The organism is Lactiplantibacillus sp. 3062 (genome assembly GCF_055413545.1).
Map to the genome: position 1 here is coordinate 35,821 of NZ_JBVAYE010000003.1, position 12,597 is coordinate 48,417.

Sequence of the window (12,597 nt, forward strand, 5' to 3'; positions counted from 1 at the left end):
CTTGGATGCGCCAAAACCGAAACCAATCACAGCATGCTGCCAAATAAAAATTCATCTAATTTAACATGTTTTAATTATGGTTCATACGCCTGGCAACCAGTACCAAGTGTCCTCATTTTCTAATTCGACGATACCATATTAATTATACGCGTAGACACTGAAATAATCGCTGGTACTTCGTAATTGTTCTTATTATAGCAAAACAAGCTGACCTCCGGCGATTAAGACGCCAAGCCCAGCTTGCTAATCAATTGAATTTTAATGTCGTTGTTGCTGAATGCACATGCCGTATCCCTTAACGACGCCGGTGTTTAACAACAGTGAAGAAATGTAAAATCATTGCTAAAAGAACATAAAAGACGACGACAAAGACGCCGTAGTAGGCCCAAAAATTGTTCAGCGGAATCAATTGTTGAATCCCCGCTTCGATTCCCATGGTTAGTAGTGCCATCACCGCAATCATGAAGAATAATTGAATATACCGTTTCACCGTACTGTCATCCCTTTCCTTTTTATGTGCAGCCCGCGCGCCGACCCGTTCACATTCTGCTTGCTTAGCAGCTGTGATGGTTTGCATACCCCACGTTTTAGTTACGACAATCTCCCGTAATTTGATGAGACCACCCATCGTCAAAAATTTATCAAGTGTTTTAAACGTTGCGTCAGTCACGCCGGTCAAATAATTTTCAATACCACCCGCGTAACAATCCGTGATCGTCACATAATGCTTGTTCTTAAAGCGATCAGGTACTGCTTCACCCACGGAATTAAACCGTGCGATCCGCCCCCGAAAACAGTCACAGAAGTTTTTCATTACCCCCGATAAGCTCCCCAAATAGGTTGGTGCAGCTAATACCCAGACATCCGCCGCCATTAATTTTGCTTCCAGCGCGTCTAAGTCAGCATTCGGTTGACTATCGTGATCTGGTCGCAACTCATAATCGTTGAGGTTGACTAGTTCCGTGTCAGCGCTGGCCGCGGCCCCCTTTAAGACGGCTTGCAGTAGCTGGGCAGTCACGCCATCAGCGCGATGCGAACCTAATATTCCTAAGACTTTCACATTTTCCACTCCCATCATTCATTCAAAAGCTATTTTTATTTTAACGCATTTCAACATAAAAATATGGTTATCAAACGAACAGCAATTGTTAAACCCGCTAATAGTACTTACTTTTAACAAAAAGGTTTGACAATCGATTAACGACTTGCTTTAATTATACATAAGTACGAACGTTCCAATAACAATTAGTCTAACTGACAACTTGTAGACTTAAAGTTTTCTTGGCTGCAACTATTTCACCAGAACTTGAACAATCGAGCTGTCATACCAACACTTAACAACTAATTCAGCGTACTGCCGATGGGGGGAGTTAGTCCTTAAGTGTAAATTGAATTTGAAAGGACGCAGTCACCATGGCTAATTTTCAACAATCCGAAACGGCACTTATTGAAAGTGCCACACTAATTAATATCTTCGCCGAAAAAATTCGGCGTCAGATTATCATTGCTCTGGGGAACAGTGATAATGGTCTCAACGTTACTGATATTACCGCCTTGGTCAATATTTCACGCCCCGCCGTTTCACATCATCTACGCTTAATGCGTGAAGCTGGGGTCATTGATATGCGCAGTAACGGAGTCGAGCATATTTATTTTCTCACGTTAACCGCACCATTACAGCAATTACAGGCAACTTTTGCGACGCTAACGGCTGATAACGCGCCACTTAGTCAGTCGTAAGCACTAGCGCCTCATTCAATAGTCACCGCAACCTTCAGGATAACGCGGGCCTGCAACTTACCCGCTAAACGTTAGCTTGATTTTAGACGGTTGCCAACCAAAAATCGGCACTGCCAGAATGTTCAACGCATTCTAGCAGTGCCGATTTTTATTAACCATTCATCCGGATGGTCACTGGTCCTAAACTGAACTCAGTCGTGATTCAAGGCTTGCAGATCAGCTGGCAATGCCGCCTCAAAGTGTAAAATCTGTTCCGAAAAGGGGTCAAAGAACTGTAAACTAGCGGCGTGTAAGGCTTGCCGTTGAATCCACGCCAAGTTACCGCCATACAGCGCATCACCTAATAAGGGGTGCCCAAGCGCGGTTAGATGAACCCGAATTTGATGCGTCCGTCCAGTCACAAGTTCCAACCGTAACCGACTCACGTTATGCTGCAATTGGTCCGCCTCCACTTGATACGTCGTAATGGCGCGTTGGCCCGCCGTGGTGACCACTCGCCGAGGACTGTCAGCCACCCGGCCAATCGGGCGATCAATTGTGCCACTAGCCGGCGTAATGGTCCCTTCGATCCAAGCTTGATACGTCTTCACTAATTGCGCCGCAATTCGGGGCTCTGTCAACATCCCCTGCGCCACCCGATGTTTAGCAACTAACACAAGGCCACTCGTATCCCGGTCCAACCGCGTGACCAGGTGCGGTCGTTGATTACTGGCATGACTGGCTATCAAATAACCCTTGATTCGATTGACCAACGTATCGGTCCGATTACTAGGCCCCGGCACGCTGGTTAACCCGGCTGATTTATTAAGAACGAGCCAATTAGCATCTTCATACTCAATTTGGATTGGTTGTTCGCTGACGACTACCGCTGTATCCGGTGCCTCGTCTGGTAGTTGAATTCCCGCAATATCGCCATCATGAATGGTAATAACGCCCGTTTGAACTTGATTATTGACAAGAAACGCGCCGGTGCCATGCTTGATTGCCTTGATTGTTCGCATACTGATGGCATGCGTCGTCAAGAATCGTTTCATTGCCATTGGTTGTCCCTGGTGTTGCCAAGTAAATTCCATACGTGTTACTCCATTTCATCTCGTAGTTTACCAATCAGCCATCTAATCGGTTTCCTCATCGGTGCTAGTTGCTGATTCCGCATGAGCTGCCGCTCGAATCGTCGCCATAAAGGTTTCACCATACTTTTCAAGTTTGCTGGTCCCGACCCCTTTGACCGTTAAGAAAGCTGCATCGTCTTCTGGCATCAGGTCACACATCGAATGAAGCGTCCGGTCAGAAAAAATCACAAATGGTGGTACGCCCTGTTCTTCCGCCAATTGGCGCCGAAGTGTCCGCAATTGTTCGAAGAGGGCACTGTTCTCTGGCACCGTCTGCTGCACCTTTTGGGCCGTCTTTCGGTGTACCGTGGTCGTTCCTTTAAGCACGGCCACTCCACTCGCTGAGACTGTCAGCGTTGGATACTGACCACCCACCGACTGCAAATAACCGCTCGCAGTCAAAAAATCGATCAGTTCCACGACACTCTTCTGTCGCTGCCCGGACATCAACCCGTACGTCGACAACGTATTGAGGTTCGATTCGCGGACCCGTTGATTATTAGCGCCCGTCAACACCTGGGCCACGACCCCTTTACCGAACCGGGAATGAAGCCTAACGACGCACGATAAGACTTGTTGAGCTGCCGTGGTGATATCCTGTGATTCTCGCTGATCAGTACAATTACTACACCGACCACACGGCGCGGATTTTTCACCAAAGTATTTCAAGATAAACTGTTGTAAACAGCCCTGGGTATTCGCATACCGTGTCATCACCTGTAGCTTCTGATACGCCAGGTGTCGGTGCTCCGTATCCATCTCCGACTCATCAATAAAGAAGTGCTGAAGTTGAATATCAACCGGTCGAAAAATCAAAATCGCTTCACTAGGTAACCCATCCCGGCCAGCCCGACCGGCTTCCTGATAATAAGCTTCCAAAGTTCCGGGGACCTGCGCGTGAATCACAAAACGCACGTTACTCTTATCAATGCCCATTCCAAACGCGTTGGTTGCCACCATGACGTCAACACGGTCGTACAAGAAATCCTCTTGGTTTTGCCGCCGAACCGCATCATCTAGCCCAGCGTGGTACGGCGTGGCCTTAATATCATGCTTTTGCAACAAACTCGTCAGACGCATCACTTCTTTACGGGTGCTGGCGTAAATAATCCCGGCTTCACCATGATTAACTTTCAAATAATCTAAAATGTAACGGTCCGTGTCTTGGTCCTTGACCACCGTCAAATCCAAGTTATCGCGGGCAAAACCAGTATTCACTTCATGTTGTGGATCGATCGCTAAGCGGCCGCAAATATCCGCAGCAACTTGCTCAGTTGCCGTCGCCGTTAAAGCTAGAACTTGCGGATGGGTCGGCAATTGTTCAATCGCCGTGCTGAGCGCTAAATAACTGGGACGAAAATCGTGCCCCCACTGTGAAATACAGTGGGCCTCATCAATTGCTAACAGTTGAATGGGCAACCGGCCCAGCGCTTGAATAAAGTAATCCGAATCTAACCGCTCGGGTGCCACGTAAAGTAAGGTATAATCCCCCGCCCGTAGTTCTTGGAGCCGTTCGTTAATCTCTTGGAAATCCAGTGAACTGTTAATAAAAGTCGCCGCGATGCCATTATCATTTAACGCGTCTACCTGATCTTTCATTAAAGAAATCAATGGTGAGACAACGACGGTCAGCCCCTGAAAAAGTAACGCTGGGATTTGGTAACATAATGACTTACCACCCCCAGTCGGCATAATCGCTAGGGTGTTTTCACCGGCCAACACTTGTTCAATCACTGCTTTTTGCCCCGGTCGGAATTCATCATATCCGAACGTGGTCTTTAATACTTGCTGTGCCGCCGCTAAGTCAATCATCACACGTAAACTCCCTCTTTGAATTAATACTCTCATTCTACCGAGAATACCGGCCCATGACAAGAACGCGCCCCGGTAATCACTAGGTACGTTAAGTCGCACTTGCGCCACGAAAACTATCAAAATACCGAAAAGTGCCCGTCCCTATTGATTTTATAGGAACGGACACTTTAAAGAGACCGATATCGATTAAACGACCATGTCAGATTGGCCATCAAAGGGCACTCGCCCACACAGTTTATATGTACAATGCTGACTTAGCCTTGCTTGGGTCGGCCACGGTGATCCACCAAACCTTCCATGCCGTGTTGTCGATATTTTCGTACCCATGTATAGACTTGTGGATACGAAACATTAAAATGCTTAGCGGCTTCTCGATAATCGTTGCAATGGTCCAGCGTATACTTTACGATCGCAATTCGTTCTTCCAGCGTTGCGCGTCGTCCTCGATCCATGACTCGGCCTCCTCTCATTCACTACTATTCATCATACCAAGAGTTCTCAATTTTTTGTAGCTTTTTCCCCGTGACTTGCCTGATTCGTTGCGATTTTTAATAAATTATTTCGAATCAGTCCAGTGCACCTAGCGCTCATCTTAAAATAAATTTGTTAACGCAGTTATTTTGCTTGCATTTAAGAACGTATGTTCGTATACTCGTATTGAGGTGATTAGCATGCAGTCAAAAAATCTAACCGTTAAGTATTTAAATAAAAGCAAGATATTAAAGTTGGACCCCTTTATGTTGTACTTACAAGTCACGCCATTAAAGGCGACCGAGCCTATGCCCATCAACTGCATCATCGTCAAGCATGCATTGACTTTATTTTACCAACTCCAACCTGACGCACAACTAGCACTCTACGGTCACTATAACACCAGGCACCAATTCGTGATTACCAAATTCATGGTTCGATCTGCAGTGCAAACACTAGCCAGCTAATGTACAAAGCCGCTAAAATATAAGTACTTAGATCAGAGGAGCTGTTGTCGATGATGCCAACGAACCTAACCTTACTTGAGCGTAAGATCTCAAATAACTTGAATTGTCTATACTTTGTCAACCATCCCGTTTACCGTATTCAAAAGGACCATCAATTAGCACTCGCTTCAGAATACAGCCTTGCCGGCAACGTGACCGAAATTATCTGTGATGAACAGCAGCGCTATCATATTTTATTCGTGGCGCGTAAAGAAATTGTCTTAACTGAAAAGAAGGTCGCTAAAGTAACCAATAACCAGCTCGGGCAGGATACCGTTCAATTTCTGGCGACGCTGGGATACCAGTTTCCCCCTGCGCAGCCGGCCGGTGAACTAAGCCAACCCACGATCCTACCTTCACCAACGGAATTGAGTGAATGTCCGACCGCTTACGTAATCATCGACTGCGAGTTCGGCACTCGCTTTCGTCGTAATGGCTCCGCTAAAGCCGTCAGTTGGCACGTCATCGAATCACCCGAATTACGGGCTAGTATCTTCCAGCTCAGTGCCATCGGTTTTTCCCATCATACGCAGACAGCGCCTTTTTTCAATCGTTACTTCGATGATCCTAACTTTTTACCTGACAAAAAGTTGGCCGGTTTATTAGCAACTGGCTTAACGACCGTCGCTTACGAGGCGCAAGGCGACCCCCTGACGATTCTAAAAGCATTTATCCAGCAAGTTATCCAGCCACAACTCCCCCTCGTTTTTTGGGATCAGACACAGGACATGAAACACATTCGATTATTACTAACTCAGTATTATCAGCAATTGACCCCCACCGAACAGCAGCTAGTCAGTCGCCCGGTCACGATTTTTGATGCCCAAGCCTATACGAATACCTTGATCAATCGTGGCAACCATAAGGTCGGTAGCCATGATCTGCCATTAAATGGCTTAGCCGCACTCTTTAATATCAGCAATCCACACCAGCATAACGCCATTTGGGATGTTCAGACAACTGAATTAGTCATGGTTAAGCTTGCTGAACTAACTCACCAAACGCCGGTAATCACTACACCGCCTGCACCGATCGCACTACCAGCTACGGTGCCAGCGGTGGTTCCGTCAATCCAGACGCCTAGCCCCACACCACAACATGCCAGCCACGCGCAAGTTCACCAGTTACGGGCACGTGGCAAGACTTACCGTGAAATTGCGGCGGTCACCGGTTTTAGTATTAGCGGGATTAATTATATTCTCAAAAAAGCCCGTTCTATCCCGACCCGCTCAGAAAGCGTATAATGATATTAATAGCTTAAAAGGAGTGTTTTAATATCATGGAAAAACGTATTAAAGGTTCATGTACCACGATTCTCGTCGGTAAAAAAGCCTCAATCGATGGCTCGACCATTATTTCACGAAACGATGATGGTCACGAAGCCCTAGACCCCGAACGATTAGTTGTGGTCAATCCCGCAGATCAACCCCGGCACTATCAGTCCGTCATTAGTAAGGTCGAAGTCGACTTACCTGACAATCCCTTACGGTATACTTCAATTCCCAACTCAATCTTGACCAATGGGACCTGGCCAGCAGCAGGGATCAACAGTGAGAACATCGCCATGTCCGCAACCGAAACCATCACCACGAACTCGCGTATCTTGGGAATCGATCCCTTCGTTGCCGGCGGAATTGGTGAAGAAGACCTTTGCACCCTAGTATTACCATACATTCACAGCGCCAAGGAAGGCGTTACTCGTCTAGGTGCCCTGCTTGAACAATACGGGACTTACGAACCAAACGGTATCGCTTTTTCTGATCAAGACGAAATCTGGTGGTTAGAAACCATTGGTGGTCACCACTGGGCTGCTAAACGTATTCCTGACGATGCTTACGTGGTTGCTCCGAACCGCATGAATATTGACGATTTCGATTTTAACGCTGATGATACCTTAGCTTCAGCTGACCTTGAACAATTAATTGAAGATTACCACTTGAATCCTGACTTTGACCGTGTCAACTTGCGGCACATCTTTGGAAGTGCTTCAATCAAAGATACGGTTTACAACAACCCCCGGGCTTGGTTCGGTCAGAAATACTTCACGCCGGACGTTGTGCAAGATCCAATGGAACAAGACTTACCATTCATCTGCCATGCTAACCGTAAGATTTCTATCGAAGACGTCAAGTTCGTTTTGAGTTCTCACTTTGAAAACACGAAATACGATGTTTACGGGAGTGGCTCTGAAGCTGACAAAACCCTTTTCCGGCCAATCGGGATCAACCGTAACCACGATGTGCACATCTTACAGATTCGCAACAACGTCCCCGCTGCTGTTGCCGGTATTCACTGGTTAGCCTTTGGTGCCAATACCTTCAACACGGTCGTACCATTCTATGCAAATGTCAATGACACGCCAGCTAGCTACAAAGATGCGGACGGCACCTTTAATCTCAACCACATGTACTGGTTAAGCTGTACAACCGCCCTTTTGGGTGACACCGACTACGACTTTTACGTGGATATGCGGAATAGTTACGAACTCGAAGCCATGAGTGCTTACCGTAAAATCGAGAATGATACCGACGCTGACTTGGCTAACCACCAAGACGTCACGGCCTATCTTGAAACGGCTAACCAACAATTGGCCGATACCGCGATGAAGTTACAAACTAAATTACTCGGCGATATGGTCATTGCCGGTTCTGAAAAAATGAAATTACGTTATAATTTGAACGATTAATTAAGCCCGGTAGCTTGCGGTTTTAGCTAAGATTTTTATGGTGAATTCATGAGACTAAACTAATTTATTTTTAATTTAGTGGTTTACAAATACCAGAATCGTGCTAATATAAATGTCACAAGATAAAAAACGGAGGAAAGAGGAGTACGATTAGTCAACCTGCCAGTGAATCGGGAGTGAGTGGAAACCCGACCAGAACTTGACTAATCCGAAAAACACTTTCTTAGTTGCTAACTGAAATAACCTCGTTAAAGTAGGATTAGCCGTTAACCGGTACGTTACCATCGGTGGTGTATGTTTGTACACTATTTTAAAGCTGGTTTACTGTAAGGTAAACAACTTGGGTGGTACCGCGAAAGAGTCTTTCGTCCCTTGATAATTCAAGGGATGGAAGGCTCTTTTCTTTTATCCTGTAACTAAAATCTGAACTTATTTTAAAGGAGACCACGCATATGCATTTAATTATTCCAAAGGATTACGATCCTAAATTATCCGTTAAAGAAACCCAACAGGCCATTCGTTACATTCGTGAAACGTTCCAAGATGAATTTGGGAAGCAACTAAACTTATCTCGGCTTTCAGCACCGATGTTCGTTGAAAAGAAAACTGGTCTGAACGATAACTTAAACGGTGTCGAAAAACCTGTCTCCTTCACTATGCAAGACATGGGTGATGAACAAATCGAAATCGTTCACTCACTTGCTAAGTGGAAACGGGTCGCTTTAAAGCGCTACGGTTTTGATATGCATGAAGGTCTCTACACGAACATGAACGCTATTCGTAAGGATGAAGATTTAGACAATTACCACTCCGCCTACGTTGATCAATGGGATTGGGAAAAAGTGATCAGTAAGGAAGAACGAACCGTTGAAACTTTGAAAGCCACGGTACGTCAAATATTTAAAGTGATCAAGCACATGGAACACGAAGTTTGGTACAAGTTCCCACAAGCCGTTCACCACTTACCAGACGAAATTCACTTCTTAACCACACAAGAGCTCGAAGACATGTACCCTGACATGACGCCGCGCGAACGCGAAAACGCCATTTGCAAGAAACTCGGCTGTGTCTTCTTAATGCAAATTGGCTGGAAGCTTGATTCCGGCGAACGTCACGATGGCCGCGCCCCCGACTATGATGACTGGAAGTTGAACGGCGATATCCTCTTCTGGTATGAACCATTAGACCAAGCTATCGAAATCTCAAGTATGGGAATCCGGGTCGATGCTGAATCAATGAAGAAACAACTTAAAGACGTGGACGCCGAAGACCGGCTTAGCTTGCCATACCACCAAATGATCTTGAACGCGGACGTCCCTTACACGATCGGTGGCGGGATTGGTCAATCACGGCTCTGCATGTTATTACTTGGCAAAGCCCATGTCGGTGAAGTACAAGCTGCCTTGTGGCCACAAGCCATGATCGACCAATGTGCCGAACATAACATTCATTTACTTTAATCTGATTTAAAATCCAACAAGAAGGAGTGATCAATATCATGGAAACCATTAGTATTATCAACGCCGCTGACCATGTCAATGAACAAGTTAAAATTGGGGTGTGGCTCAGTAATAAGCGTTCTAGCGGCAAAATTGCCTTTCTTCAATTACGCGATGGCACAGCAACTTTTCAAGGGGTAGCTCTCAAAAACGAGCTCGGTGAAACAGCTTTTGCACAACTGACCGACCTCGCGCAAGAAACTAGCCTCTGGGTCACCGGCACGATTCATGCAGATACCCGTTCCCCCTTTGGCTACGAGCTTGCCATCTCACAATTTGAAGTGGTTGGGACTAGTCACGACTACCCGATCACGCCCAAGGACCATGGTATTGATTTCCTGTTGGATCATCGCCATCTTTGGCTACGGTCATCGCGTCCCAACGCAATTATGCGAATTCGCAATGAGGTCATTCGAGCCGTTTATGAGTTCTTCAATGACCGCGGTTTTATTAAGATTGACGCGCCGATTTTGACCGGTTCCGCTCCTGAAGGGACGACTGAATTATTCAAAACTGATTACTTTGGTCAGGACGCCTATTTATCACAATCCGGACAGTTATACGGTGAAGCTGGCGCAATGGCGTTCGGCAAAATCTTCACGTTTGGACCAACTTTTCGGGCCGAAAAATCCAAGACTCGTCGCCACTTAACAGAATTCTGGCAACTTGAGCCTGAAATGGCCTGGATGCATCAAGATGAAAGTCTGGAAGTCCAAGAACAATTGGTGGCCTACCTCGTTCAAGCCGTGATTGACCATTGCCCCCACGAACTGGCCGTTTTGGACCGCGATGTTGCGACGTTGCAAAAGTACACCAAGCTCCCATTTCCGCGAGTTTCGTACGACGATGCTATTACACTACTCCAAGCGAACGGCTTTGACGTCGACTGGGGTGTCGACTTTGGCTCACCGGAAGAGACATTTTTGGCAGAACACTTTGACCAACCGGTCTTTGTCTTAAACTATCCCAAAGCAATCAAGGCCTTTTACATGCAGGCACACCCGACGCGCGATGATGTCGTCATTGCAGCTGACCTGTTAGCACCTGAAGGTTACGGCGAAATCATCGGCGGTTCCGAACGCTCAACGGATTATGACTACTTGAAGGAACGGTTACTAGCCAGCGGTCAAGACTTGCAGGATTACGAGTGGTATCTCGATTTACGCAAATATGGTTCGGTGCCGCACTCCGGTTTCGGTATGGGTCTGGAACGTTTTCTGGCTTGGATCACTTTGCAAGATCACGTTCGCGAAACCATTCCGTTTCCACGTATGTTGCACCGTATTTACCCGTAAAGTCGCTCCAACCTAGTGCTAGTAGCATTGGTTAATCAAAATTAATCGTGCATCCTTTAAATTCCCCACGCATTTTCGAATGTGTGGGGAATTTTTTATCTTATTTGTTGACAAGCAACAATATTCAAGATAAAATGTTGCTTGTCAACAAAATTAAGGAGCTGTTTAAAATGACAAAATTATTAATGATTAATGCTCATCCACACACGACCGTCCCCAGTGCCTCACTGACCGTTGCAGCGAGTTTTAAAACTGCGTATCAGCAAACCCATCCGAACGATGAGATTACGACACGCGATCTTTATCAGGACGGCGTTCCCGCTTTGAACGACACAACCTTCGAAGCTTGGCGTAAACAAAAATACGGTGAAGAACTAACGTCAGTGGAAGCTGAACTACTTAGCCGTCACGCCGCCTGGCTAGCTGAATTTCTAGCAGCCGACAAGATCGTCTTCGTTAATCCAATGTACAATCACTTTCTTCCAGCCGAACTCAAACAATACTTAGACTTAACCGCAGTCGCCCGTAAAACTTTTAAGTACACGGTCAACGGCCCGGTCGGCTTATTACCCGACAAACACGTCTTACACATTCAGGCTGCGGGTGGCTACTATCACCAACCTGATCAACACAACCAGGTTGAAGCAGGCGACCCCTACCTCCGTGGCATGATGCAACTGTATGGGATTCAGGATTACCGAACCATCTTCATTGAAGGATTGGACCAATTTCCAGAACAGCGAGAACAGGCCATCACTGCCGCACAGGTAGCAGCAGAAAAACTCGCCGGTGAATTTTAAAACCGGTATAATAATAGTAATAAAAGCTAATGATTAATTGATAATTGCGCGCTAACCAACACGAGAACCAATCGCCGTGACGCACAACTATCTAAGGGGGATCAATCGATGTCAATATCCACGGAACAGACAATTCTAACGCAGCTCAAAACGATTCGAACCAAGCGTGCTTCCACTACTGGTGAACAGAAATGGTTACAGCAGCATATCACCGAAGCCAATCTACGCCGCCTGTTGCCGGATATTTCCATCGTTGGCCTACATTTATTATCTGAACTAGAGGCCGGCCCACAAACGGGCATCGACTTAGCCACTAACCTCGGCGTCACTCGAGGTGGTGTGACCCGGGCAGCCAAACGACTCGTAACGCAGGGCTTAATTGGCTCATTCCAGCAACCCGATGATCACAAAAAGATCTTCTACCGCTTAACGCCGAGTGGTCGTAAGCTGGCCCGCTATCATGATAAGATGCATGCAACCCGCAATTATCAAGCAATCACGCTCCTCCATGAACACTACTCACCAGCAGAACTTGCGGTGATTCAACGCTTCTTGGCTGATTTGACGGATTATGAAGCTTAATAAAACCAAAAACACCGCTACGACTAATGCGTTCGTTAGTCACAGCGGTGTTTTTGAATTTCTAATGATTAGTGATTTTGTAACCGATACT

General features: G+C 46.3%; 11 protein-coding genes and 1 other annotated feature. Of the genes, 7 read left to right on the forward strand and 4 right to left on the reverse strand.

Annotated elements, in window-relative coordinates; all coding sequences use genetic code 11:
* Nucleotides 1-295: 295 nt before the first annotated feature.
* On the reverse strand, nt 296-1,078 hold the full coding sequence (locus ACWQAU_RS06215; protein WP_003641204.1) for a flavodoxin family protein: 783 nt from the start codon (nt 1,076-1,078) through the stop codon (nt 296-298).
* 335 nt (nt 1,079-1,413) lie between these two features.
* On the opposite strand from ACWQAU_RS06215, the gene ACWQAU_RS06220 reads away from it, so the two are divergent.
* Nucleotides 1,414-1,740: an ArsR/SmtB family transcription factor gene (locus tag ACWQAU_RS06220; RefSeq protein ID WP_003641203.1), complete on the forward strand. Its 327-nt coding sequence runs from the start codon at nt 1,414-1,416 to the stop codon at nt 1,738-1,740.
* Nucleotides 1,741-1,931: 191 nt separating this feature from the next.
* Here ACWQAU_RS06220 and ACWQAU_RS06225 read toward each other — a convergent pair whose 3' ends face one another.
* From ACWQAU_RS06225 to ACWQAU_RS06235, 3 genes are all read right to left on the reverse strand, one after another.
* Nucleotides 1,932-2,813 carry an RluA family pseudouridine synthase gene (locus ACWQAU_RS06225; RefSeq protein WP_003641202.1) on the reverse strand — a complete coding sequence of 294 codons (882 nt, stop codon included), beginning with the start codon at nt 2,811-2,813 and terminating at the stop codon, nt 1,932-1,934.
* A gap of 42 nt (nt 2,814-2,855) precedes the next feature.
* Nucleotides 2,856-4,664 (reverse strand): DNA helicase RecQ, encoded by a 1,809-nt coding sequence (gene recQ, locus ACWQAU_RS06230; RefSeq protein WP_015379962.1) that lies wholly within the window; start codon nt 4,662-4,664, stop codon nt 2,856-2,858.
* 257 nt (nt 4,665-4,921) lie between these two features.
* Nucleotides 4,922-5,119: a helix-turn-helix domain-containing protein gene (locus ACWQAU_RS06235; protein ID WP_003641200.1), complete on the reverse strand. Its 198-nt coding sequence runs from the start codon at nt 5,117-5,119 to the stop codon at nt 4,922-4,924.
* Between the two features lie 536 nt (nt 5,120-5,655).
* Here ACWQAU_RS06235 and ACWQAU_RS06240 point away from each other — a divergent pair.
* From ACWQAU_RS06240 to ACWQAU_RS06265, 6 genes are all read left to right on the forward strand, one after another.
* Nucleotides 5,656-6,888 carry a hypothetical protein gene (locus ACWQAU_RS06240; RefSeq protein WP_027821314.1) on the forward strand — a complete coding sequence of 411 codons (1,233 nt, stop codon included), beginning with the start codon at nt 5,656-5,658 and terminating at the stop codon, nt 6,886-6,888.
* 35 nt (nt 6,889-6,923) lie between these two features.
* A complete protein-coding gene (locus tag ACWQAU_RS06245) occupies nt 6,924-8,330 on the forward strand; it encodes a C69 family dipeptidase (RefSeq protein WP_003641197.1) in 1,407 nt (468 codons plus the stop codon).
* Nucleotides 8,331-8,453: 123 nt separating this feature from the next.
* Nucleotides 8,454-8,706: a binding site (T-box leader), on the forward strand.
* Between the two features lie 76 nt (nt 8,707-8,782).
* Nucleotides 8,783-9,790, forward strand: coding sequence for an aspartate--ammonia ligase (asnA, locus tag ACWQAU_RS06250; protein WP_003641196.1), 1,008 nt, complete (start codon nt 8,783-8,785; stop codon nt 9,788-9,790).
* A gap of 38 nt (nt 9,791-9,828) precedes the next feature.
* Entirely contained in the window at nt 9,829-11,124 is a 1,296-nt protein-coding gene (gene asnS / locus ACWQAU_RS06255; RefSeq protein WP_003645743.1) for an asparagine--tRNA ligase, read from the forward strand.
* Between the two features lie 170 nt (nt 11,125-11,294).
* On the forward strand, nt 11,295-11,924 hold the full coding sequence (locus tag ACWQAU_RS06260; RefSeq protein ID WP_003644060.1) for an NAD(P)H-dependent oxidoreductase: 630 nt from the start codon (nt 11,295-11,297) through the stop codon (nt 11,922-11,924).
* 108 nt (nt 11,925-12,032) lie between these two features.
* Complete coding sequence (locus tag ACWQAU_RS06265; protein WP_021355878.1) at nt 12,033-12,506, forward strand: MarR family winged helix-turn-helix transcriptional regulator; 474 nt, start codon at nt 12,033-12,035, stop codon at nt 12,504-12,506.
* The last annotated feature ends 91 nt before the right edge of the window (nt 12,507-12,597 follow it).

Bases quoted from the DNA above. Each gene is read 5' to 3' on its own strand.
- ACWQAU_RS06215 (WP_003641204.1), bottom strand. From the start codon at position 1,078: ATGATGGGAGTGGAAAATGTGAAAGTCTTAGGAATATTAGGTTCGCAT.
- ACWQAU_RS06220 (WP_003641203.1), top strand. From the start codon at position 1,414: ATGGCTAATTTTCAACAATCCGAAACGGCACTTATTGAAAGTGCCACA.
- ACWQAU_RS06225 (WP_003641202.1), bottom strand. From the start codon at position 2,813: ATGGAATTTACTTGGCAACACCAGGGACAACCAATGGCAATGAAACGA.
- recQ (WP_015379962.1), bottom strand. From the start codon at position 4,664: ATGATTGACTTAGCGGCGGCACAGCAAGTATTAAAGACCACGTTCGGA.
- ACWQAU_RS06235 (WP_003641200.1), bottom strand. From the start codon at position 5,119: ATGGATCGAGGACGACGCGCAACGCTGGAAGAACGAATTGCGATCGTA.
- ACWQAU_RS06240 (WP_027821314.1), top strand. From the start codon at position 5,656: ATGATGCCAACGAACCTAACCTTACTTGAGCGTAAGATCTCAAATAAC.
- ACWQAU_RS06245 (WP_003641197.1), top strand. From the start codon at position 6,924: ATGGAAAAACGTATTAAAGGTTCATGTACCACGATTCTCGTCGGTAAA.
- asnA (WP_003641196.1), top strand. From the start codon at position 8,783: ATGCATTTAATTATTCCAAAGGATTACGATCCTAAATTATCCGTTAAA.
- asnS (WP_003645743.1), top strand. From the start codon at position 9,829: ATGGAAACCATTAGTATTATCAACGCCGCTGACCATGTCAATGAACAA.
- ACWQAU_RS06260 (WP_003644060.1), top strand. From the start codon at position 11,295: ATGACAAAATTATTAATGATTAATGCTCATCCACACACGACCGTCCCC.
- ACWQAU_RS06265 (WP_021355878.1), top strand. From the start codon at position 12,033: ATGTCAATATCCACGGAACAGACAATTCTAACGCAGCTCAAAACGATT.